This window comes from Robertkochia aurantiaca, from assembly GCF_020166495.1.
Classification (GTDB): Bacteria; Bacteroidota; Bacteroidia; order Flavobacteriales; family Flavobacteriaceae; genus Robertkochia; species Robertkochia aurantiaca.
This window is the reverse complement of sequence record NZ_JAINZS010000005.1, coordinates 191,631-214,991: the sequence shown is the minus strand read 5'-3', so window position 1 is coordinate 214,991 and position 23,361 is coordinate 191,631. Positions and strand designations below refer to the sequence as shown.

Here is a 23,361-nt window from a genome sequence, read left to right as displayed (position 1 = left end):
CGAACAAAAATATAGAATTTTATCAGGAAGCCTTTTTAAAATCAGCGATTATATTTTTTACCGTTTTCATCTGGTAGACCCCCGGGAAAAGAAGTTCGAAGGTAATGTGATCTTCGTAATTGTGTCTCAGGGCGTTTTTGAGATGGTAGCGTCCTTTTAGGCCGTCTGACAACAGGTAATACGTACCCGCGAGGCGGTATTCCAGTTCGGGATGTTCGGGATAGAACTCCAGGGCCTGCAGCAGGGTATGTACCATACTCTCATATTCTCCCAGTTTCAGCAAGATATCGATCCACGACAACCAGGTCTGAAGCTCATAATTACCGAGTTCCACGGTCTTCTGGTAAGCCAGGTCTGCCTCTTCATAAAAGTGCAGCTGTTCATTGATGCGTGCGCAGCGTTTCCAGTACCGAACGTTCTCACTGTCGATATTGATCGCCTTGTTCACATAATACAGGGCTTTCTGGTAATTACGCTGTTTAAAGTAAAAGTCTGTGATGGCAAGCCATCCCTTATCAAGCAGCGGGTCTTCATGTACGGTCTGATAGTAGAACTTCTTGGCCAGGTCAAGATTGCCCAGTCGCTCATGACATTTCCCGATTCGCAGGTAGGCAAAAGAGGTCGGGTCATCGAGACTGAGAGTGATCTCGTAGTTCTCGATCGCTTCGTTGTACCGGTTCATTTTTTCCAGAACCCGTCCCTTTTCGAGATAGGCACCTATAAAGGTGTCGTCTGAATAGATGGCGAAATCGAAGCTCGAGAGGGCCTCACGATACATTTTCTTGCTCATGAACTGTTTTCCCAGCTGATGCCAGGCCACCTCACAGTATGGGTTCTTATCAAGGTACATGTTCAGGAAATCGATTGCCCCGTCAAAATCTTCTAGGTAATCGAAGCAATAGATCACATTGTACAGGGCCGCATAGTCTTCCATGTCGGCCTCCAGGCATTGCAGAAAGGCCTCACGTGCCTTTTCGTAATTGTCAAGAAACAGGTACTCCATACCCAGCAGCGAATAGATGTCTGCATTCTCATCGGTCAGGGCAATAGCCTTCTTGAGCAGGTCGATGGCCTCACCATGACGATCCTGCTTCGAAAAAATATTGGCCTTTTGAATGTACACCTCTTCGTTGAAGGTCTCGAAGGCTTCGATCTGGTTGAGCAGCACCTCTGCTTCATGAAACCTGTTTTCGAATACCAGCACTTCAACCTGCAGTAATTTTAAATCACTGGAGGAGGGGTGTTGTTCCAGGCCGATCTTGATGGCCTTCTTGGCCAAAGCTACTTTCCCGGAATCCAGATAATGATGAATGATCTCCTGAAAATCTTCTGAATCGAAGAAATACACGTCATTGGTCTTTAACATGGATTCGAACTTGAGTAAAGGTAGGTTGTGATCTTCGTGAGAACTAAATGGCATAGGCGATGCTTTTTTAGATTTCTACGTTAATAAATTTAGGGTTTGAGGCTCTTGATATGAAGCAGGCACCTTATTCTTATTAACAATTATATTAACATCTTAGTCGTTCAGCCGGTCTAATACTTTCAGAATCAGCCTGCAACCAAGTTCTATTTCCTCCTTCGAAATGGTTAGCGGAGGAGTGATCCTTACCGCTCTTTTTTCGAATAGTAACCAAAAGAGTATCAGCTTTTCCTTTTGTGCTTCCAGCACCAGGAAATTAGCTGCCTCTTCACTTTCCAGGATCAGGGCCAGCATAAGTCCCTTACCTCTTATTTCTTTGATCAAAGGATGTACCAAAAGCGTCCTGATCAGCTTTTCTTTTTCAAGGGCCTGACGCATCAGGTCCTCCTCCAGTATGGTATCGAGGGTGGCATTGGCTGCTGCGGCGATCAGCGGGTTGCCGCCAAAGGTGGTTATATGCCCGAGTTTAGGGTTTTCCTGCAGCGTGGCCATATGCTCTGCCGAGGCGGTAAAGGCGCCTACGGGAAGGCCTCCTGCCATTCCCTTGCCCATGACCAATATGTCAGGTGTCACCCCGTAATTCATGAACCCGAACAGGGCTCCTGTGCGACCGAATCCCGGTTGTATCTCGTCGAGTATGAGCAGGGCACCGACCTCCTCACAGCGGGTTTTAACCTTCTGCAGGTAGTTGTTCTGCGGTTCGATAAAGCCGGCTCCTCCCTGTATGGTTTCCAGGATCACAGCTGCCGTATCGTCATCGATTAGTTGGAGGTCTTCTTCCTTGTTGAATTTCAGAAAACTCACTCCGGGTAAGAGCGGCCGGAACGCTGCCTTTCGCTCTTCATACCCCATGAGGCTCAGCGCGCCATGAGTATTTCCGTGGTAGGCGTTATGGGCAGCGACGAATTTGCTTTTCCCGGTGACCCTTTTGGCCAGCTTCATGGCACCCTCTATCGCTTCGGCGCCGGAGTTTACCAGGTAAGTGGTTTCCAGGGGTGGCGGTAATAGCGATGATAATTTTTTGGTGAAGCTTACAGCGGGTTCCAGGACATATTCACCATATACCATGACATGCAGGTACTTTTCAGCCTGCTCTCTGATCGCTTTTACCACAGCGGGATGGCTGTGACCTACGCTGTTGGCAGATACCCCTGCCACAAAGTCGAGCCAGGCATTGCCGTGGGAATCATAGATATGACTTCCACGGGCTTCAGCGACCTCCATTCCCAAGGGGTGAGGAGTGGTCTGAGCCTGGTATTTAAGGAAGTCTTCTTTCACTGTTGTTTCTGTACTTTGGGTTGCCGGGTACGGGTGGTTTTCAACGAGGCACGGCTGCTGTCTTTCTCCTGTTCCTCACGTTGCTGCCCAGGAATGAACTCGCGCGATTCCGGGTCGGGATCATCGAGGTCTATCGGGTTGGTGATCCCCCTGATGGGAACCAGTTGTATGGTGTCGTCTTCTTTGCTGAAAAGATCGGCTTCGCCCTCTATCATTTCATCTCCCCGCCAGTGAAAGCCTCTGAACCTGCGTCCGTTCACCGGTATATCTTTATCGGGATAAATACCTCCGTCAATGTTGTTATAAGAGGTGACCTGGTCGATCTCGTTCTCGCGCAGCGTGAATTCGATACGACCGCATACTCTTTTATCGATCCCCATGAAGGCCCCTTCCTCATTCCAGAGGTAGTAGATCAGTTCGGCATTTTTAACCACGTTGATATTGTCTAACTGATTCTCTACGAACTGCCCGTAAAGATCCTTACCCTTGATCTGGTTGAAGCCGTATTTCAGGGTATCTGTAAAGGTCACGTGGCTGGTCGAGTCCTTTTGAATGATAAAGGCATTGTTGAGTACCTTGAGCGAGTCGAGCTTCTCGGTCTTTACATCGCTCAGAAGCAGTATGCTGTCGCCCGTCATCTGGCTGTCGCCACTCCACAGAACCGGTCGGTAATACCCCAAACGGTTCTCGGGTATCCCTTCGGGTATTTTGGCGATGAACCTTGTGATCCCTGTCTGCTGGTTTGAATGAATGGAGTCGCATTTTCCGCTTAGATCTGATTTGTAGAATCTTGCGTCGCGGAAGGCGCGTACGATCCGTTGATCTTCAGGACCGGTCACCATGAGGGTATCGCCATGAATGTACATGGAGTCTTTCTCAAAAACGGTGATGGCCACGGCACGCCTGGTGACAAATACCGAATCTTTAGCTTTAAAGACTTCGGCGTAATGACCTTTGACCAGGCCTTTGTTGATCGTGTCTATGACCCTGATGTTATTGGTGGCCGATGCAAATTCCCGGGTCTTGTCAAAATAGACACTGTCTCCGTAGATAATGCGGTCATTGTAATCTATGCGCGTATTCTTAACCCCATAACCTTTTTCAGTTACGGTGCTGTAAAAGCCTCTCTCGCAATACATCTTATAGTCGGTACCTACTATGGTCGAGGGGCCGTACATATACACGTTCTTCGAATTGGTATAGTAATCCAGCCGGGCCGAAGTTATGTTGTAATCGGGGTTGTTGATCACCACATCATCGCGAAATTCGTATTTCTTTTTCTCCAGGTAATACCGGCCTCTTTTACTGGTAAGGGTGTTGGCCGTATCTCTGATGGTTCCTATGGAATCATAGGAGGCTATCTGTGTATTGCGGTCAAAGTTCACCTTATCGGTGAACAGCGTGGTGTTATTATTGCGAAGCCGCACGTCTTCACGGGCAACGGCGGTACGGGTGGCAGCATCATACTCGGCATATTCACTGTTCATCCTGATCGAATCTCCCTGTTGAAAGAATACGTTACCATAGGCCTGAACACGGTTCTGCTCCCGGTAGAAGACAGCCACATCACACCACAGATCGACCCCGTCATGCTCGAACTGAACCTGCCTGTTATCCTTGCTCATGATATCGGCTCCGGGATACTTTTCTTCATCCTTGGTAAAGTCGCCCGCATGCTTGATGATAATGCGCTGCTGCTCCTGTGACCAACCTGAGTGAATCAGGGCCACGACCAATATCATGAACAGGTGTAAGTGCTTTTTCAACCTCATGGAGTTTGTTCAAAATTAAGCCTTAAATCGTTAAGCCCTGAAGGTTCTTCAGAAAAACTAAAGGTGTAAGGCCTGTAAATAGTAGTGCTTACGGTGAAAGCTGTCAACTATCGCATGATGGTTTGGGTACGGTCAGGACCTACTGAAACGATCTTCACAGGTACATCCAGCTCTTTCTCAAGAAAGGCGATGTACTTGCTCAGCGCTTCAGGGAACTCTGCCTCTGAATCGATTCCGGTCAGGTCTTCCTTCCATCCGGGCATTTCGGTATATACCGGCTCCAGCACATCACTTTCGATCGAATAGGGCAGGTGGTCGATAAGCTCCCCGCGATATTTATAAGCGGTACATACTTTCAGGGTCTCGAACCCGCTCAGTACATCTGCTTTCATCATCATCAGCTGTGTAACCCCGTTGATCTGTACGGCATATTTCAGGGCTACCAGGTCCAGCCATCCGCAACGACGCTTTCTACCGGTGGTGGCACCGAATTCATTTCCTACGCGACCAAGGGTCTCACCGTCTTCGTCAAAAAGCTCTGTAGGGAAGGGGCCACTACCCACACGGGTGGTGTAAGCCTTAAAGATTCCCAGCACTTCCCCGATACTGTTGGGGGCCACGCCAAGTCCGGTACATGCACCGGCAGCAGTGGTATTCGAAGAGGTTACGAACGGATAGGTTCCGAAGTCGATATCGAGCAGGGAACCCTGGGCTCCTTCTGCAAGTATCGAACGACCTTCTTTCTGTGCACGGAAAATGTATTCCTCACTGTCGATGAAGGTCAGTTGCTTTAATCGTTCAATGGCATCGAAAAACTCCTTTTCCAGTTCTTCCAGGTCGTACTGTACGTCGACATCGTAGAACTTGATAATGGCCTCGTGCTTGTTGGCGAGGGAGCGATATTTCTCTTCCCAGTCAGGAAGCTCCAGGTCACCGATTCTGATCCCGTTCCTTCCGGTCTTGTCCATATAAGTGGGCCCGATACCTTTCAGGGTAGATCCGATCTTTGCCTTTCCCTTGGCGGCTTCTGAAGCGGCATCCAGCAGTCGGTGGGTGGGTAGTATGAGGTGGGCTTTCCGTGAGATCAGGAGCTTGGCCTGTATGTCCAGGTCGAATTGCTCCAGATTATCCAGTTCCTTTTTGAAGATGACCGGGTCAATAACCACCCCATTACCTACGATGTTCACCGCATTCTTGTGGAAAATACCCGAAGGAATGGTGTGTAAAACGTGTTTGATGCCATCGAACTCCAGCGTATGCCCTGCATTGGGACCTCCCTGGAATCTGGCGATTATATCATAATTCTTGGTGAGGACATCAACGATCTTTCCTTTTCCTTCATCTCCCCATTGTAATCCGAGTAGTAAATCTACTGCCATTGTCTGTAATGTAATTTATGAGTTGTCTTCGTTCTTGGTGGCGTAAAAATACAGCGAGTGATTGTGAATTTTTATACCAAAGACTTCTTCGATTGTTTTTTTGATGCTCTGAATACGGGGGTCGCAGAATTCCATAACCTCCCCGGTATCGGTCAGGATCACATGATCATGTTGTTTGTCGAAATACGACTTTTCATAGTGTGCCTGGTTCTTTCCAAACTGGTGTTTGCGCACCAGGTTGCACTCAAGGAGCAGTTCTATGGTGTTGTAAAGGGTGGCCCGGCTCACGCGATAGTTCTTGTTCTTCATTTTGATATAAAGTGATTCTATATCAAAATGTTCATCGCTTTCATAGATCTCCTGCAAAATGGCGTAACGCTCGGGCGTTTTCCGATGTCCGTGGTCTTCGAGAAACGTGGTGAAAACGTTCTTTACAATTTCCTGGTTCTTTTCCTTGGCCATTTTAAGCTGTCCTAATTTTTCAGGCTACAAATGTAGTGTTTAAAATTAAATTCTGGTCACCTTGTCAATTCCGTGAATCTTTTTAAGATTTTCGATGAGTTTGTTCAGAATGGTCTTGTTCTTGACCTCTACCGTGATCTTACCGAGAAAGATACCGCCTTCGGTATCGAAGTTGATATTCTTCATATTCACGTGCATATTGTTGGAGATCACCTTGGTCACATTGCTTACCAGCCCGAGGTTGTCGATACCCTCCAGGCTAAGGGAAGCGGTAAACTCCTTTTGTGTGGAATCGATCCATTTAGCCGGAATGATACGATAGGCGTAATTCGACTGAAGACTTATGGCGTTCGGGCAGTTCTTCTTATGCACCTTGATCCCTTCGTTCACGGTGATGAAACCAAAAACGTCATCTCCGGGAATCGGGTTGCAGCAATTCGAGAATTTATAATCGAGTTTTTCCTCTTCTTTTCCAAAAACCAGCAGGTCGAACTTGTTGGTGATCTCTTCCTTGTTGATTTCTGACTCGGGCACCGGTTTGCGCATCTTCTTCTTGAAGAAGTTGATAAAGGCATTGTGCTGCTGAGCGGCAAAATCCTTCAGCATCTGGTTGTCGATAGTGCCCACACCGACCCTGAAGAACAGGTCGAGGCTGGTCTTCAATTTAAAATAGACGACCAGGTCATTGACGGCTTTCTCGTTCAGAGTGATCTTTAGCTGCTTGAGCTTTCTTCTCAGTATTTCCTTTCCTTCCGCAGCGATCTGCTTTTTCTCTTCTTTAAGCGATGAGCGTATCTTGGAGCGGGCCCTTGCGGTGGTGGCGTAATCGAGCCAGTTCGAATTGGGCTTGATGCTTTCTGAGGTGATGATCTCCACCTGGTCACCGCTTTTGAGCTCTTTGCTCAAGGGTACCAGCTTCCCGTTCACCTTGGCACCACGGGTTTTAAGCCCGACTTCTGTGTGTATGCTGAAGGCAAAATCCAGCGGGGTGGCTCCTTTTGGCAACGACTTAAGTTCACCCTTGGGAGTGAAGACGAAGATCTCCTGAGAGTACAGGTTAAGCTTGAACTCCTCTACAAAGTCCACGGCGTTTCCGTCTGCGCTTTCGAGGGCTTCCTGAAGCCTGTTGAGCCAGACCTCTATACCCTGTTCCCGCTGAGCGCCGTGTTTGTATTTAAAGTGGGCCGCATATCCCTTTTCAGCGATCTCATGCATACGCTCACTTCTGATCTGTACCTCCACCCAGCGCCCTTTAGGACCCATAACAGTAATGTGAAGGGCCTCATAGCCGGTAGTTTTTGGCGACGATATCCAGTCTCTCAAACGGGTGGGATTGGGCCTGAAGTGATCGGTTACGATCGAATAGATCTTCCAGGCCAGGAATTTTTCGTTCGGGGCATCGCTCTTGTAGATGATGCGAATCGCAAACTTATCGTAAACCTCATCGAAGCTTACGTTCTGTGTTTTCATTTTTCGCCTGATCGAAAAGATGGATTTCGGTCTACCCTTGATGGTGTAATTCAAGCCTTCCTGTTGCAGGGTCTCGTCGATCACAGAGCTGAATGCCTGTATATAGGCTTCCTGTTCTTCACGGCTCTCCTCGATCTTACTCAGAATATCGTAATAGATGTCGGGTTCTGTGTATTTAAGTCCGAGATCTTCAAGTTCGGTTTTGATGTTGTACAACCCGATACGGTGGGCCAGGGGAGCGTAAATGTACAGGGTCTCTGAGGCGATCTTCACCTGCTTGTGGTCGGCCATGGAATCCATGGTCTGCATATTGTGTAGCCTGTCTGCGATCTTTATCAGGATCACCCTGACATCATCATTCAGGGTAAGCAGCATTTTACGGAAATTCTCTGCCTGCAGGGAAATGTCCTGGTCAGAACTCAACTGTGAGATCTTAGTGAGACCATCGACGATACGTGCCACGGTTTCCCCGAAAATCCTTTCGATGTCTTCCAGGGTGTAATCGGTGTCTTCCACCACATCATGCAACAGGGCTGCCGCGATGGCCGTGGCATCGAGTCCGATTTGCTGGGCAACGATCTTGGCGACGGCTATCGGGTGAAAGATATATGCCTCCCCGCTTTTACGTCGTTGATTCTTATGGGCGTCGACAGCTATGTTGAACGCCTTGCGAATCAGTTTTTTATCTTCTTCAGAGAGGGTCTGGTAGCTGATACGAAGCAATTCTTTGTATTGCTTGGCAATCTCCTTGTTCTCCTTGTCTACATCAATAACTGCCATATACTAAAAGTAAGATAATCCGTTTGATAATACAACAAATACTATGCCTTAAGATTTTTAATTCGCTGCAGCAGGGTAGGGTGTGAATAATGCACGAAAACATAGGCCGGGTGCGGGGTGAGATTGGTCAGGCTGTTCTTTGATAGCTTTTTCAGGGAGCTGATCATCGGTCCGCTGTTGTAGGTTTTTGCCGCAAAGCGATCTGCCTGGTACTCGAACCTGCGGGATACATAGTTCATCATCAGGCCTGTGAGTTGTGATATGGGGCTGTACAATATACCGAAGGCGATCAGTCCGGCATGAAAGCTGGGCACAGCCACCCCTATCGCCAGGGAGAGCTCCGGAACGGTGATGAACAGAGAAAGCAGGAAGAGCGTCAGGCCGGTAAGCAACGTTGACATCAATAAGTTGAATATAATATGGTTCTTTTTGTAATGCCCGACTTCATGGGCCAGTACCGCGACGATTTCCTCTTCTTCCAGATCATTAATCAGGGTGTCGAAAAGTGTCACCCGCTTTTCAGCTCCAAATCCTGAGAAATAGGCATTGGCCTTGGTCGAACGTTTTGAGCCGTCGATCACAAATATCTTATCCAGGCTGAAACCTTCCTTTTCGGCATAGGCTTCTATCTTTTTTCTCAGGCTTCCTTCTTCCAAAGGCGTTTGTTTATTAAAAAGGGGTACGATCAATTTGCTGTAAAACATATTCATGACAACGGTAAAGGCCGTAGCCAGGATCCATGCATAGATCCAGAAGTCGGGGCCGGCCCAGTTGAAGAAACCGATAATGGCTGCGAGCAATCCACCGCCGATCAGGGCACCCACGAGCCAGCCTTTTATTTTGTCGAGCACAAAGGTTTTCGGGCTGGTTCGGTTAAACCCGAAACGCTCTTCGATCACAAAGGTGCGGTACCAGGAGAAGGGAATGCTGATCAGGTCGCTGGCGAGCAGGATGACCCCAAAGAAGATCAGGGCGATCACGATCTCATGATTGCTGAAGTGCCTGGCCAGGTTGTCTGCATATTCAAACCCGTCGAGCAGGAAGAAAGCGATGGTGACCAGGAAGGAAACCGAGGAGCTAAGGAGCCCGAAACGATAATTGGTCTTCTTGTAACGCTGTGATTTTTTGTATTCCTCTTCGTCGTAAACGTCTTTCAGTTCTGTCGGTACAGGGGCATCAAATCTTTTGGCGTTCAGGTGATCCAGCCATTTGTCTGCGATAAAGTCAATGGTCAGTAAGGCCAGGATGATAAAAAATAGGGTGCTTGGTTCCATAGTAAGTCGTTTCCCTGCACAAAGGCTACAGGGCTATTGAAAATTTCTTTGTCTTTTGGCTTCAAAAATAATGATAGCGGCAGAAACCGACACGTTCATCGAGTCGATCTCTCCCAGCATCGGGATGATGATGTTTTGGTTGGAAGCTTCGAGCCAGGTATCTGTGAGCCCGGTTGCTTCGGTACCGACCACTATGGCGGTGGGCTGTTTGTAGTCAATATAGTGGTAAGAAGTAGAGGCGTTGAGCGAAGCGCAGAAGATCTTGATATTATTCTTTCTCAGGAAATCGATCACCTCTGCAGAGCTTCCTGTATACACCCGATTGGTAAAAAGACACCCCACACTGGAACGAATTATGTTCGGATTGTAAAGGTCGGTCTTCGGATCAGCGATGATCACGGCATCTACATTTGCGGCATCGGCCGTTCTCAACAGGGCTCCGATATTCCCCGGTTTTTCTATGGATTCTGCTACCAGAACCAGTGGATTCTCGTTCTGAAACCTGAGTTCGCTGAGCTTTCCGGGTTCCTGATGAGCAATAGCCAGTACCCCTTCGGTACCCGAACGGTAAGCGATTTTGGAATAAACCTCGGGAGTGACAGAAATATATTCAGGCTTGCTGTCGACCAGGGCAAGCAGTTCTTCAGGGAATCCCCCGGCCAGGTCGGGTACGGTAATGAGTTGTTTTAAGCTGTAGCCGCCTTTTATTGCCAGTTCTATCTCCCGCTGGCCTTCGATAACAAAAAGACCGGTCTTTCTCCTGTGTCTGGATTTATCCTGGAGCTGAAGAATCTCTTTGACAAGGGCGTTCTGTGTGCTGGTGATCTGCTTCAATCTTTTTTTTATAAAAATAATCAGAATTAGCTGAAAAAAGAAGGCACCCCGCAGGGGATGCCTTTCTAATAACAGATTTATCGAGGAATAGAACTATTCCTGGTTGTCGTATTTGTTCGAATAACGCTTATAAAGCTCGGTTTGGTGCGTTTCCAGGCTGATGTCGCGACCCTGTATAAAGGCTTCGCTCACTTTGTTGGTACGCATATCCAGCGCATCTCCTTCAGACAGGAAAAGCGTGGCGTCTTTACCCACCGCGATGGTGCCTGCGAACTCCTCGATACCCAGAATTTTGGCAGCGTCTCCGGTGATCATTTTTACGGCGTCTTCCTTGTCCATACCATAGGCAGCAACGGTGCCGGCGTAAAAGGGCAGGTTACGGGTGTTCATCCGTTCCATCTGTCCGCTCACGTCAACGGTTACCATCACTCCTTTATCGGCCAGCATCGATGCGAGTTTGAAAGGATGCTTTACGTTCTGGTAGCTGTTTTCAGGAATACGGTGTGGTCGTTTTACCACCACGGGGATGTTCTTCTCAGCAAGGGTTTCAGCAACAAGGTGGGCATTGTCTCCTCCAATGATCACGATCTTCCCGATCCCCGCGGCTTCAGTTCTTTCTATCGCCTCAAGAATGGATTTGCTGTCGTCTACATTGATGTATAATTTCTGACTCCCGTCAAAAAGTCCCTTTACAGCCTGGTATGGCAGGTTGATCTCTTGCTGCGGACCGGCCAGGTAAGCCTTGGCCTCTTTCATAAAGGTGAATACCTCATCTACTTGCTCTCTGTACTTATCATTGGGTTTCAGGCCAGGATCTTCACCTAACCACCAGCGTCCCCTGGTATAGCGGCTCGGCCAGTCCATATGAATAGCATCGTCGACTTTCAGGGCTGCGTCTTCCCAGTTCCAGGCGTCCAGCTGAACGACCGATGAGGTTCCCGGAACACGGCCACCACGTGGCGCGATCTGGGCCATGAGCACCCCGTTGGGTCTCATGCTTTCAACCACTTTCGATTCGGCGTTATAAGCGATAAGGCTTCGAACGTGAGGAATGATTCCGCCCACTTCTTCGATATCATCGGTTGCCCTGACGGCATCGATCTCAACCAGACCGAGGGTGGAGTTCACGGCGATAAAACCGGGATACAGGTGACGCCCGTTTCCTTCGATCACCTTCCCGTATGATCCGCTCTCGGCTTCCGAAGCCGGTCCGACGAAATTGATCTTGCCTTCAGCAAAGCCAACCGCGCTGTTTTCTATAACCTCTCCGTTACCGATATGGGTGGTCACCCCGGTGATTAGAACGGCTTCCTGCTGGGCGGGAGCCGGAGTTTGCTGTGCACTCAGGGTAAGTGCCAGCAGCAGCGTTAATGATGTTATGATAGATCGTATACTTTTCATGGATCTTATTTTTGATAGATTAAGGTGTTGCAATGAAATTCTTCTTCTTCTTTGATCTCAGGTGCCTGGGTTTTCATACCCTTGTTCTTGGCACTGATCATCATGTTGACCAGTTCATTGCGTTCTTTTTCAACCTCCTCATGGCGTTGCTGCATTTCTTCATAATCGTAATAGACGGTTCCTTCGATCATGGTTTTTTCAGCTACGGCATAAATTGAAAGCGGGTGATCGCTCCATAATACCAGGTCGGCATCTTTACCTTCCTTGATACTTCCTACACGATCGTCGATATGTAAAAGTTTCGCCGGATTGATGGTCACGAACTTCCATGCTTCCTCTTCGCTCATATCTCCGTACTTAACCGTTTTGGCGGCTTCCTGGTTGAGACGTCGCGACATTTCTGCATCGTCTGAGTTGATGGCTACGGTAACTCCCTGGTTATGCATGATGGCTGCATTGTAGGGAATGGCATCTTTTACTTCGTACTTGTAAGCCCACCAGTCTGAGAAGGTAGAACCTCCCACCCCGTGTTCGGCCATTTTATCGGCAACCTTGTACCCTTCGAGTATGTGGGTAAAGGTGTTTACGTTGAAATCGAATGATTCGGCAACCTTCATCAGCATATTGATCTCGCTCTGTACGTAAGAGTGACATGAGATGAATCGCTCTTTGTTTAAAATCTCAGCGAGGGTTTCCATTTCAAGATCATAACGGGGTTTGCTGTTACGCTCCTTCTCTCTGCGAGACATGTTATTCCAGGTTTCCCACTCATCGTGATAAGCGCGGGCACGGCTGAAATAATCCTTGAATACCTGCTCCACACCCATTCGGGTCTGTGGGAACCTGATCGTGGCAAAGCTTCCCCAGTTCGATTGTTTTACATTTTCACCCAGGGCGAATTTGATGAACTTCGGACTGTTCTCATAGATCAGTTCTTCCGGAGATTCACCCCACTTGAGTTTGATGATCGCTGAACGTCCGCCGATAGGGTTGGCAGAACCATGAAGTATCTGAATACTGGTCACTCCGCCTGAAAGATTGCGATAGATATCTGAGTCTTCTGAATCTACTACGTCTTCTATGGTTACTTCAGCAGAACTGTTGTGTCCGGCTTCGTTGATCGCTGCAGCAGCGATATGTGAGTGTTCGTCTATGATACCGGCGGTAAGGTGTTTTCCTGTAGCATCGATCACGATCGCTCCGCTGTCGCTGAGGTCGGTTCCGATAGCGCTGATCTTACCGTTTTTAACCAGTACATCTGTATTTTCAAGTATCCCTGCATCTTCGCTGGTCCATACCGTGGCATTCTTAAAGAGGTAGCTTTGCTGCTTAGGCAGCTCCTTGTTACCATACGCCCTGTTGGGGTAGGTAACCGGCATTACCGGCATGGTTTCCATGGCTTTTTCGCTGGCCTTGTCTTCAAAGGCTGCCGTTCTGCTGGCACTCCAGTTCAGGGACTTTCCTGAAGCTGAAACCCCGTTCCCGCTGATGCCCAATGGGTCGGTGATCCGGGCGGAAAGCCTGGTGAAGGCAGCTGTATCGTCAGCCTCAGGATCGAAAAACAGGTTGATCCAGTCGTTTTTATAATCCAGCTTTGAGGCATAAGTGGTTTCACCCTTGGTGATCTCAGCCTTCGGACTTTCTATTTTTCCGGTTATCTTAAGGGTATAAGTGCTGCCGTTGACCTTCAGGTCGTAATCTCCTCTGATGTCGACCACGTCCATGCTGTTGATCACGTGTTTTTTACCCTGAACCCAGTTTTCGAAAAGGGTGGTGTTCTCTGAAAACACGTCACCGGAGGAAATGATGAAGTTGGCATAATAACCCGGCTTGAGCATTCCGATCTGATCACCCATACCCACCAGTTCAGCAGGTCGCGTGGTCAGAGCTCTCAGGGCTTCTGTTTCATCGAGTCCGTAGGCGATGGCTTTTCTCAGGTTCGAATGAAAGTCATCGATGTTTTTAAGTCCTGAGGTGGTCAGGGTGAAGGGTACCCCGTTGCCGGCCAGAACGGCTGGGTTGGTAGGGGCCTGGTTCCACATGCGCATATCAGAAAGACTGATCTTTTCGGCCATGGCCGGATCGGTTACATCGTAAGCATCGGGAAAAGCGATCGGAATAATATAAGCAGCTCCTGTGGCGGCAACTTCCTCAATTCTCTCGAATTCATTCCCTTCTCCTTTCAGAATATAGTTGATACCGAATTCATCGGCGATCTTATGTGCTCTGAGCGTATTGAGTTTATCACCTGCATCAAAGATCTGCGGCAGGTTTCTGTTGGCGTTCACAGCCTCCAGAGAAAGATCTCTCACCTCTGCGTTTCCACCGGCATACCAGGCAGCATCATGATAGACCTGGCGTAAAAGTGCCATGGCTCCCATCAGTGAAGTAGGGTATGATTGATTAGAGGCAACGCTTTTCTCGAAAGACAGGAATTGTGAAGATTCCTGGTTCAATATGCGTTCGTTATTGGTAGCCTCATCGTTAAGGGAAACCACCAATCCTGTTCCTCTCATGATCCCGTCAGGCACATGGGTGTTTAAGACCCCAAAGCCTGATTTCAGGTAACTTTTAGCTTTTTTCGCATCATAGCTGAAGTGGTCAACGCCGTTCTTTTCAGGCATGATGTGGTCATTCCAGTAGTAGCCTTCTCTGGAGGCATCATACTGAGGTTGGTTGCTTCTCTCGGCCCTTTTGGGTTTGTCAATACCGAAATCGGTAAAGATGTCTACAAAAGATGGGTAAACCGATTTTCCTGTAAGATCGATGGTCATGCTGTTTTCGGGTACTTCAACATTGGTACCGGCAGCCACCACTTTTCCGTTCTGGATCAGCAGCGTACCATTTTCGATAACTTCATCAGGAGTTAAATAGATCTTTGCGTTGGTGAAAGCGGTGTAGTTGTTGTTACGGCTTTTCACTCCGTCGTTCTTAGGAAAGTATTCCTGGGCAAATAAAAACTGACCGCAGCATATAATAAGTGCGGACAGCCACATTTTCATTCTCATAGATTTTGAGCTTAGTAGATGTTAGTTTGGTTTAAAAATATAACAACTGGCTAAATCAAATATCGTATTTGGATTATTTTAACTTTTACAGGGGGCGGTCTTCATAATAGTTGACCAGGAGGGCGACCACATAGCTGTAGCTCCTCAACCCTTCGGTCTGGTTGTTGGCTTTCAGGTAGGTGTTGAAGGTGTTCTTGAACAGGGGCTCAGCTTTGTTTTCATGCTGTTTCCAGAAGCGGGCCACCTCAAGATAATTTTTGATGATACCCGGGTTGATCGATTCGTTCAAGCCGATAAAGGCTTCAGGGTCGCGGCGCTTGATCTCGCCAAGACAATAGCGCAGTACATAGATGTAGCCTGAGTAGCGAAAGTAAATATCGTCATTTCTTACCGCCGACAGAAAGGCGACGAAATTCGCTTCGTTCTCAGCTGAATACCCGATCTGGTGTGCCTCTTCATGGCAGCTTACCAATGGATATTTGAAATCGACCTGTAAGCCGTTGACCTGGGCCTCATTAGTAAATGGGTTCAGATAGCCACTGTAACCCATATAGGTCAGGGGTTTGCTGTACAGGGAGGTTTTGATGCTTCGGGGTTCGTAGCTGAGGTCAGGTATGTCTTCACCCAATTTTTCATAACCGTTCATGGTCATGCGATACATTTCTCTTCTGCTGTAGGGAATATTCACCTTTACGGTGTCATTTCCTGTTATGGTCTCATGAATATTATTGGATTTTTCGATGAGCCGTTGGGTAAAGCTCATCAGCTCTTCGGTGGTGTAATCATTTTCAAGGCCCAGCTTTTCATGCAGTGGCAGGCGGTAATAATTCATTCCCCAGAAAAGATGAAAGACAAAATAGGCCATCGAAAGCGTGATAAATACCTCCTTGAAAAAATTCCTGGTATTGTAAAAGAACCATCTTCCTTTAAGTATCAGGAAGCGCAATATAAGTATGAACAGGATGGTGTAGAAAATGTCACCCACTGAAAAAGGGATCCACCCGAAAACGAACCGGAAGGATTTTGAGAGATAGGGGTAGATACCATTGCTGTACCAACGTTCGATCTCTGCAGGGTAATTCGCCAGCCACTTCACAATAGCGATCTGGGGGAAGATCGAAAGGGCTAAGATCGTTTTCAGCTTTTCTGACATAGGGTCAAAAATAACAAATGGGATTCTAATCGGCATTACTTAATTTTGCAGGTATATAAAATGATAACAAATGAGTAACGCTATACGAGAATTAGAGCCAAAGGCTGTTTGGAATAAGTTTGCAGATCTGAATGCCGTGCCGCGCCCCTCGAAGAAAGAGGAGCGCGTAATTGAATTTATGATGCAATTCGGCCAGGAGCTCGGCCTGGAGACTGAGAAAGATGAAGTGGGAAATGTGATCATACGCAAGCCTGCGACCCCCGGAATGGAAGACCGGAAAACAGTGGTGCTGCAGTCACACCTCGATATGGTGCACCAAAAGAACAATGATACCACCTTCGATTTCAATACCCAGGGAATAGAGATGGAAGTAAAAGACGGTTGGGTGAAGGCTAAAGGAACCACCCTGGGGGCAGACAATGGCCTGGGTGTAGCTGCGATCATGGCCCTGCTGGAAAGTGACGATATCGCGCACCCTGAAATCGAAGCGCTCTTTACCATAGATGAAGAAACAGGTATGACAGGAGCAACGGGTCTGAAGGGCGGTGTGCTTACCGGGGAGATCCTGCTGAATCTTGATACCGAGGAAGACGACGAGATCGATATAGGCTGTGCCGGGGGCGTAGATGTCAGTGCACATCGGTCATATCAGGAAGAAGAGGTGCCAGAGGCTTCGGTGGCCTTTGCCCTAGAGGTTAAAGGTCTGCAGGGAGGGCATAGCGGAATGGATATTCACCGTGGATTCGGGAATGCCAATAAGATCATGAACCGTATGCTGTTCGATGGGTTTACGAATTTCGGATTGAGAATCGCTCAGATAGACGGTGGCGGACTTCGCAATGCGATCCCGAGGGAGAGTAAGGCGCTGGTGACCGTTGATGAGATTCACCGGGAAGCTTTTCTACTGGAGTTTAACCAGCTCGCCGTTACTATCAAGGAAGAGTATAAGCGAACCGAGCCTAACCTGGTTATCGTTGCAACTCCTGCAGAGATGCCGGAAAAGGTGATGGAGATCGGAGTGCAGGAAGGGATTACCAAGGCTATCTATGCCGCCCATAATGGGGTGTATATGATGAGTGCCGAGATGGAGGGGCTTGTTCAGACCTCGAACAATATTGCCCGTGTATCGGTAGGCGAGGGAAAGGTGTCGGTAAAATGTCTGACCCGTTCGTCTGTTGAATCTTCAAAGTGGGACCTGGCCAACAGCCTTCGCTCTGTTTTTGAGCTGGCCGGTTGTGCCGTTAGCTTTAGCGGGGAATACCCGGGATGGACTCCTGATGCAGACAGTGATATCTTAAAAGTGCTTACCCAAAAGTACCGGGAGCTGTTCGATGACGAACCCAGGGTGGTTGCCTGTCATGCCGGACTGGAATGCGGGATACTCGGGCAAAATTATCCGGATATGGATATGATCAGTTACGGTCCGAACATCAAAGGAGCGCATTCGCCGGATGAGAGAGCTGAGATCGCATCGGTTCAGAAATTCTGGGAATTCACCAAAGAAATTCTGAAGCATATTCCTGAAAGATCAAATTAATAAATCAAAAAAAAGTCCGGTTCGAACCGGGCTTTTTTATTGGTATATGCTATTGCCAAACATGCCTTTCTTTTTCTGATAGGATGAATTTTTTAACTTCATCATACTCATTCAATCCGATGTCCAGTTGGTCAAGGTATTTTTCTGCCAGCAACAGGTGGTTTTTAGCTGAAGATATTGACTTTTCCTTCTCAATTTGGTAGAGGGAAATATGAAATCCCCAGAATTTCGGATAGTATTCTAATCCCAAATTGTATACCCTGGTAGCATGCTCCTCAAAATCACTATTTAAAAATCGAGAGGCAATCCCGTTCAAAGCTGCAATATCGGGAGCAATGAAGTCTTCATCGATTTTGGATAATGTTTTTATATCCTGTACGATGCTTTCTGGTGATTCCGGAGATTTTTTGAGTTGATAATTTTGATCGACTTCCGCTATCCGGTCATATCTTGTTTTATAATTTGAATAAATTTTATTCAGTATATAAGGATTTGAAACGATAGGGACTGCATTATGTGTTGCATGATCAGCTTCAAAGGTTATGATCTCATCAAACAAATCGGGGTATTTTGACTTTAACTCATCGTATCTTTTTCTATGATAAAGATCCTTTCCATTTTCTGGTCCTCCTATTGAAATAGCTATGTGATTTCTCAGTGCTGGTGAAGTATTTTTCAAAGCTATTACCAGCTCTTCCAGTCCGTGAAGAGGTGTGTTCGCGATAACTGCATCATAGAAATCAGGCTCCTTTAGAAATGAATAAAGAGCGAAAGAGGCTGTGAATGAATGCCCGATGATCATTCTGTGATCACCTATGTTGTAATTTTTGATCTGCTGTTCCAGGTCTTTCGTAATGAAATCATGCAGGGCAAGATTCTGGTCCAATTCTTTGAAGGCAGCTTCAGATCTTCTATTCTCATGAGGAATGATAACCAGCAAAGCCTGGGGTACTTCATGTGTGTATTGAAGATAATTAACCGTGTTTGTAACTGGGTTAACAAACCACTCGTGCTGACCGTCTAGTACATAGATGACGGGAAAACGAACAGAATCGGATGCATACTTTAATGAATTAGGGGTTTGTATGTAAACGTTTCTCACTTCCTGAAAAGCAGGAGAAAAGAATGTGAGAGTGTCTGTTTTTTGGCAAAAAGATGTCATGCAACACAGGAAGAAGATCCCGATGCATATATTCTTCATAATGATTGATTTAGAGCGTTTACTTGCTTTTATTGGCCTTGATTTTGCTGAATTTCTACGATCTTCAGGTCAAATACCAGGTCGGTGTTCGGTGGAATAGGGCCGTAACCCGCTTCACCGTAACCCAGGTGTGATGGGATGAAAAGTCTTAGTTTTTCGCCTTCTTCCATCATGTTAAGGCCTTCCTTAAAACCGGGGATTAACGTCATGTCGGGATGAATTCTCATCGGAACCGGCCGATACATTCCCTGGCTCATTCTTTGCTGATCGAGCTTCCCGAATTTTTCGGCTACTTCTTTCCAGCTGGTATCGAAAAGTTCTCCGTTCTCGTAGAAACCGGCATAATTTACCATCACGGTTTGGCCGAGTGAAGGTTTGTTGCCGTTACCTTCTTCCATCACCAGGTAACCAAGGCCCGAAGGAGTTCTTTCGGCTTTTTCCTTTTGTTCTTTAAAGGTTGCAGCTATTTCAGCCTTTGCCTCTTCCACCGCTTTTCCTTTGGATTCCTCTTCCTCGAAATAATCGGTCATCACCTGTACGGCATCAAAATTCTTAGCTTCCTTACCTTTTCTGACGATCTGGATGTTATTGATCACCACATCTTCTTTCGGTCGGTCTTTGTTCATGCGATCCTGAGAGGTTTCTACAGTGGCGATGGTGTCAACGACCTCCATGCCTTCGACCACTTCTCCGAAAACACTATGACAACTCACATTTCTGAATTCACAAGGCTTTGGGTTGCCCTCTGCATCATATGCGTCCAGGAAGGGGGTGGCCGCATGTGTGATGAAGAACTGGCTTCCGTTGGTTCCGAAACCGGCGTTGGCCATGGAGAGAATTCCCTTCTTGTCATGACGAAGATCTTCAGCAAATTCATCTTTGAAACGATAGCCGGGGCCTCCGCGACCGGTACCGGTAGGGTCGCCTGCCTGTATCATAAAGCTGTCGATCACCCGGTGAAAGGTGACACCTTCGTAATATTTCTTGTCTTTGTATTCTTCCTTTACAAATGGATTGGTGCCTTCTGCCAGGGAAACAAAATTAGCTACGGTTACCGGTGTCTTATCGTAAAAAAGCTTTACGATCATGTCACCTTTGTTGGTTTGTATATCAGCGTATAGGCCATCTCCAAGATCTCCGTATTTTCCGCTTGAACAGGCAGAAACAGCAAAGGCGGTCAGGCATAGCAATAATAGTTTCTTCATTGAGGTTCTATTTTAAAAATTAAGGTGTTTTACTCGGAGTGGTATCTTCGGTCTTTTCGATAATGTCGATAAGCGAAATAGTGCTCACCAGGGGAATGTTGGTTCCGATACGGTCATCGTCACCGTGATAGCCATAGGCGAGGGACGACGGAAAGTAAAAGGTGGCTTTTTCGCCTTTTCTCAATAGTTTAACCGCAGTTCTGAGTCCGGGAAAATACTCTTCCTTATCTATTCTGAAATCGATGGTTCCGATCTCTTTACTGCTATAGATCGTATCTTCCTCCAGGGTGCGCAGGTCATAGGTGATACGAACCAGGTCGCCTTCACGGGGAAGGTAACCTTCTGTGGTGTCTTTCTGAACATAATAGAATGAGTACCCGTTCGCTGAGGTGATATAGGTGTTCAGGGAGTCTTTTTGGGTGATCTCTGCAATTTGTTTTTCTTCGAATTCCAGCAGTTCTTTATTCCGCTCGATCGAATTTTTCATGAAGGTGCCTGATTTGGCACTTACCGGCCTTCTGGCTTCGGGACCCTTGCAGCCTATGGCCAGGACCATTAACATGAGCAAAATCGGGGTTATTTTCTTCATGGTTGTAATTCGTTTTTATAACGTGGTAAAAGGTCCCTGAATTTTTCAATGGTTTTTTCAAGGTTCAATTCACTTCTTCCGCCGGCGGCATTGATATGGCCACCTCCGTTGAAATGACTCCGGGCAAAATCGTTGACCGAGAAATCTCCTTTTGACCGAAAGGAAATCTTAATGATCCCCTCCTGTTTGTTTTCGATAAATATAACTGCAAATTTAATACCCGTCAAAGAAAGTCCGTAATTAACAAAACCTTCAGTGTCGCCTTTTTTGAAATTATGCTGGTCCAGTTCTTCCTGTGAAAGACTGATATAGGCCGTATGATACTCTTCCAGGGTTACCAGGTTTTTCAGGGCACAGCCCAAAAGGTGCAATTTATCAAGAGAATTTGAATCGAAAACAGCGCCGTGTATCTGGTCGTTGCGGGCTCCCCGGTCGATCAGGTCTGCTATGACCCGGTGGGTGCGACTGGTGGTCGAAGGGAACCTGAAAGAGCCGGTATCGGTCATGATGCCGGTATACAGACAGGTTGCTGTCTGTTCATCGATCTCAGATGATAGCTCCATTTTTTCCAGAAAGTCGTATACCATTTCACAGGTACTGCTCATGTTCGGGTCTGAATAGGTGAACCGGGCGTAATCGTCAGGTTGCTGGTGATGGTCGATCATCACGTAATCACCTTCGTAGTTTTCGAGCTCCTGCGACAGGTCTCCGATGCGTCCCAGTGAATTGAAATCAAGGGTAAATACCAGGGAAGCCTTTTTAATTTCTTCCGCAGCTCTGTTCCTGTCCTGTTCATAAACCATGACCTTTTCAGTGCCGGGCAGCCACTTCAGGAATTCGGGGTAATCATTGGGTGCCAGAACAAAAGCTTCATGGCCTCTCTTTTCCAGTGCCCTCATCAGTCCGAGGCAGGAGCCCATTGCGTCTCCGTCAGGATTTTTGTGAGGAATGATAAGTATGTGCTGTGGGCTGGAAAGTGTGTCTTTAAGGTGGTTTAGCTCTTCCTTTTTCATAGCCCGCTAATATACGATTTAATAACATATTAGTTTAAAAACTAATGTTACATTTGTAGGTAAATACTATACTATGAATCGACTTTTCCTGCTCTTTCTGGCTCTGCCTTTATTGTCCGGTTGCGGAGCTTCAAAAACCGAGAATCTTTACCCCACCGAGAACGGGAAGTTCATAATGGCATTCGGGTCTTGTAATGTTCAGGACAAACCCAATTACCTTTGGGATGATGTATTGAAGAACGATCCGCAGGTTTGGGTCTGGGGTGGTGATAACATATACGCAGACACCTATGATATGCGGGAAATGCGGAAGATGTATGAAGAGCAGCGCTATCAGAAAGGCTACAGGGAAGTGAAAGATCAGATGCTGGTAACCGGTACCTGGGATGATCATGATTACGGCCTGAATGATGGAGGAGAAGATTATGAGAAAAAGGAAGAATCACAGGATCTCTTCCTGGACTTCATGGATGTGCCGAAGAAACATATAAGAAGGGCGAGGAAAGGGGTTTACAGCTCTCATGTATTTCCCACCAGGGAAGGTAAGGTGAGGCTGATCAATCTGGACACCCGATACTTCAGAAGTCCGCTTACCAAGAACCTCGGAGAGGAAAACAAACGATATATGCCGGCCAAAGACGGCAGGGGAACCATACTCGGGGAGGAACAATGGGAGTGGCTGGAGAAAGAGCTTATGAAATCAGATGCCACATTTAATGTGATCATGAGTAGTATACAAGTGCTTTCAGACGAACATGGGTATGAAACCTGGGGGAATTTTCCGCATGAAAGAAAGCGGCTTTTCGATTTGATAGAGAAGAGCGGTGCCAGGGGGGTGATCATTGTTTCGGGCGACCGGCACATTTCAGAGTTCTCACAGATCAATCTCGAAGGATTGCCTTATCCGTTGATCGATTTCACCTCCAGCGGTTTGAACAGGGCCTGGAGTGATTTCCCGGGGGAAGAGAACCCGTATCGGGTAGGGGAGGTTATCAATATGGAGAGTTTTGGCTTGCTGGAGCTGGATCTCATACAGAAGTCTGCCACCATGAAGATGAAAAGTAACGGTAATTTAACCTTACAGGAGCTGAAGCAGGCCTATTAAAGGCTTGCAGAATGAATTAAAAGCCTTACTTTTGCGCCCATATTAAAAAATGACAATGGCAACGAACAGAACTTTTACAATGATCAAGCCTGATGCCGTGGAAAACGGGCACATAGGCGCTATACTTGAAAAGATCACTTCCGCAGGCTTTAAGATCGTAGCGATGAAGTTTACGCAACTTAGCAAGCGTGATGCTGAAGAATTCTACGCTATCCACAAAGAACGTCCGTTCTTCGGAGAATTGGTAGAATTCATGACAAGAGGCCCTATCGTGGCTGCTGTACTTGAAAAGAGCAACGCGGTTGAAGATTTCAGAACCCTGATCGGGGCTACAAACCCTGAAGAGGCTGCTGAAGGAACGATCAGAAAGCTATATGCAACCTCTATCGGTGAAAATGCCGTTCACGGTTCAGATAGTGATGAAAACGCTGAAATAGAAGCGGCCTTCCATTTTGCCGGAAGAGAGATTTTCTAAGA

Annotated in this window: 18 protein-coding genes; 3 read left to right on the top strand and 15 right to left on the bottom strand. The window is 47.2% G+C overall.

What is annotated here, in order from left to right:
• Positions 1-22 precede the first annotated feature (22 nt).
• The 11 genes from K7R10_RS09660 to K7R10_RS09610 form a co-directional block, all read right to left on the bottom strand.
• Complete coding sequence (locus tag K7R10_RS09660) at positions 23-1,420, bottom strand: tetratricopeptide repeat protein (RefSeq protein ID WP_224484502.1); 1,398 nt, start codon at positions 1,418-1,420, stop codon at positions 23-25.
• Positions 1,421-1,519: 99 nt separating this feature from the next.
• Positions 1,520-2,701: an aspartate aminotransferase family protein gene (locus K7R10_RS09655; RefSeq protein WP_224484501.1), complete on the bottom strand. Its 1,182-nt coding sequence runs from the start codon at positions 2,699-2,701 to the stop codon at positions 1,520-1,522.
• Positions 2,698-4,473, bottom strand: coding sequence for an OstA-like protein (locus K7R10_RS09650; protein WP_370631310.1), 1,776 nt, complete (start codon positions 4,471-4,473; stop codon positions 2,698-2,700). Before K7R10_RS09650 ends, K7R10_RS09655 begins: the two co-directional genes overlap by 4 nt.
• Before the next feature lie 107 nt (positions 4,474-4,580).
• Positions 4,581-5,852, bottom strand: a complete 1,272-nt coding sequence (locus tag K7R10_RS09645) for an adenylosuccinate synthase (protein WP_224484499.1) — start codon at positions 5,850-5,852, stop codon at positions 4,581-4,583.
• A gap of 15 nt (positions 5,853-5,867) precedes the next feature.
• A complete protein-coding gene (locus K7R10_RS09640) occupies positions 5,868-6,314 on the bottom strand; it encodes a Fur family transcriptional regulator (protein WP_224484498.1) in 447 nt (148 codons plus the stop codon).
• A 45-nt stretch (positions 6,315-6,359) separates the two neighbouring features.
• Positions 6,360-8,564, bottom strand: a complete 2,205-nt coding sequence (locus tag K7R10_RS09635; protein WP_224484497.1) for a RelA/SpoT family protein — start codon at positions 8,562-8,564, stop codon at positions 6,360-6,362.
• Positions 8,565-8,605: 41 nt separating this feature from the next.
• Positions 8,606-9,838 carry a M48 family metallopeptidase gene (locus tag K7R10_RS09630; RefSeq protein WP_224484496.1) on the bottom strand — a complete coding sequence of 411 codons (1,233 nt, stop codon included), beginning with the start codon at positions 9,836-9,838 and terminating at the stop codon, positions 8,606-8,608.
• A gap of 33 nt (positions 9,839-9,871) precedes the next feature.
• Complete coding sequence (locus tag K7R10_RS09625; protein ID WP_224484495.1) at positions 9,872-10,672, bottom strand: TrmH family RNA methyltransferase; 801 nt, start codon at positions 10,670-10,672, stop codon at positions 9,872-9,874.
• Between the two features lie 93 nt (positions 10,673-10,765).
• A complete protein-coding gene (locus tag K7R10_RS09620; RefSeq protein WP_224484494.1) occupies positions 10,766-12,073 on the bottom strand; it encodes an amidohydrolase family protein in 1,308 nt (435 codons plus the stop codon).
• Between the two features lie 5 nt (positions 12,074-12,078).
• Complete coding sequence (locus K7R10_RS09615) at positions 12,079-15,081, bottom strand: amidohydrolase family protein (RefSeq protein ID WP_441295793.1); 3,003 nt, start codon at positions 15,079-15,081, stop codon at positions 12,079-12,081.
• A gap of 85 nt (positions 15,082-15,166) precedes the next feature.
• Entirely contained in the window at positions 15,167-16,270 is a 1,104-nt protein-coding gene (locus K7R10_RS09610) for a DUF3810 domain-containing protein (protein WP_224484492.1), read from the bottom strand.
• Between the two features lie 34 nt (positions 16,271-16,304).
• Here K7R10_RS09610 and K7R10_RS09605 point away from each other — a divergent pair, with 34 nt between their 5' ends.
• Positions 16,305-17,771 (top strand): aminoacyl-histidine dipeptidase, encoded by a 1,467-nt coding sequence (locus tag K7R10_RS09605; protein ID WP_224484491.1) that lies wholly within the window; start codon positions 16,305-16,307, stop codon positions 17,769-17,771.
• Between the two features lie 49 nt (positions 17,772-17,820).
• Here the strand turns inward: K7R10_RS09605 and K7R10_RS09600 are convergent, their stop codons facing one another.
• The 4 genes from K7R10_RS09600 to K7R10_RS09585 are packed head-to-tail and all read right to left on the bottom strand — an operon-like array spanning position 17,821 to position 21,779.
• Positions 17,821-18,972 carry an alpha/beta hydrolase gene (locus K7R10_RS09600; protein ID WP_224484490.1) on the bottom strand — a complete coding sequence of 384 codons (1,152 nt, stop codon included), beginning with the start codon at positions 18,970-18,972 and terminating at the stop codon, positions 17,821-17,823.
• Positions 18,973-19,001: 29 nt separating this feature from the next.
• The gene (locus tag K7R10_RS09595; protein WP_224484489.1) at positions 19,002-20,177 is read right to left on the bottom strand and encodes a peptidylprolyl isomerase; all 1,176 of its coding nucleotides are present in this window, start codon (positions 20,175-20,177) and stop codon (positions 19,002-19,004) included.
• Positions 20,178-20,196: 19 nt separating this feature from the next.
• Entirely contained in the window at positions 20,197-20,766 is a 570-nt protein-coding gene (gldI, locus tag K7R10_RS09590) for a gliding motility-associated peptidyl-prolyl isomerase GldI (protein WP_224484488.1), read from the bottom strand.
• Positions 20,763-21,779, bottom strand: a complete 1,017-nt coding sequence (locus tag K7R10_RS09585) for a DHH family phosphoesterase (protein WP_224484487.1) — start codon at positions 21,777-21,779, stop codon at positions 20,763-20,765. Before K7R10_RS09585 ends, gldI begins: the two co-directional genes overlap by 4 nt.
• Before the next feature lie 73 nt (positions 21,780-21,852).
• Between K7R10_RS09585 and K7R10_RS09580 the strand changes: the two genes are divergently transcribed.
• Both K7R10_RS09580 and K7R10_RS09575 read left to right on the top strand, forming a co-directional pair.
• Entirely contained in the window at positions 21,853-22,884 is a 1,032-nt protein-coding gene (locus K7R10_RS09580; protein ID WP_224484486.1) for an alkaline phosphatase D family protein, read from the top strand.
• Positions 22,885-22,939: 55 nt separating this feature from the next.
• The gene (locus tag K7R10_RS09575; protein ID WP_224484485.1) at positions 22,940-23,359 is read left to right on the top strand and encodes a nucleoside-diphosphate kinase; all 420 of its coding nucleotides are present in this window, start codon (positions 22,940-22,942) and stop codon (positions 23,357-23,359) included.
• The last annotated feature ends 2 nt before the right edge of the window (positions 23,360-23,361 follow it).

Bases quoted from the DNA above. Each gene is read 5' to 3' on its own strand.
- K7R10_RS09660 (WP_224484502.1), bottom strand. From the start codon at position 1,420: ATGCCATTTAGTTCTCACGAAGATCACAACCTACCTTTACTCAAGTTC.
- K7R10_RS09650 (WP_370631310.1), bottom strand. From the start codon at position 4,473: ATGAGGTTGAAAAAGCACTTACACCTGTTCATGATATTGGTCGTGGCC.
- K7R10_RS09645 (WP_224484499.1), bottom strand. From the start codon at position 5,852: ATGGCAGTAGATTTACTACTCGGATTACAATGGGGAGATGAAGGAAAA.
- K7R10_RS09640 (WP_224484498.1), bottom strand. From the start codon at position 6,314: ATGGCCAAGGAAAAGAACCAGGAAATTGTAAAGAACGTTTTCACCACG.
- K7R10_RS09635 (WP_224484497.1), bottom strand. From the start codon at position 8,564: ATGGCAGTTATTGATGTAGACAAGGAGAACAAGGAGATTGCCAAGCAA.
- K7R10_RS09630 (WP_224484496.1), bottom strand. From the start codon at position 9,838: ATGGAACCAAGCACCCTATTTTTTATCATCCTGGCCTTACTGACCATT.
- K7R10_RS09620 (WP_224484494.1), bottom strand. From the start codon at position 12,073: ATGAAAAGTATACGATCTATCATAACATCATTAACGCTGCTGCTGGCA.
- K7R10_RS09615 (WP_441295793.1), bottom strand. From the start codon at position 15,081: ATGAGAATGAAAATGTGGCTGTCCGCACTTATTATATGCTGCGGTCAG.
- K7R10_RS09610 (WP_224484492.1), bottom strand. From the start codon at position 16,270: ATGCCGATTAGAATCCCATTTGTTATTTTTGACCCTATGTCAGAAAAG.
- K7R10_RS09605 (WP_224484491.1), top strand. From the start codon at position 16,305: ATGAGTAACGCTATACGAGAATTAGAGCCAAAGGCTGTTTGGAATAAG.
- K7R10_RS09600 (WP_224484490.1), bottom strand. From the start codon at position 18,972: ATGAAGAATATATGCATCGGGATCTTCTTCCTGTGTTGCATGACATCT.
- K7R10_RS09595 (WP_224484489.1), bottom strand. From the start codon at position 20,177: ATGAAGAAACTATTATTGCTATGCCTGACCGCCTTTGCTGTTTCTGCC.
- gldI (WP_224484488.1), bottom strand. From the start codon at position 20,766: ATGAAGAAAATAACCCCGATTTTGCTCATGTTAATGGTCCTGGCCATA.
- K7R10_RS09585 (WP_224484487.1), bottom strand. From the start codon at position 21,779: ATGAAAAAGGAAGAGCTAAACCACCTTAAAGACACACTTTCCAGCCCA.
- K7R10_RS09580 (WP_224484486.1), top strand. From the start codon at position 21,853: ATGAATCGACTTTTCCTGCTCTTTCTGGCTCTGCCTTTATTGTCCGGT.
- K7R10_RS09575 (WP_224484485.1), top strand. From the start codon at position 22,940: ATGGCAACGAACAGAACTTTTACAATGATCAAGCCTGATGCCGTGGAA.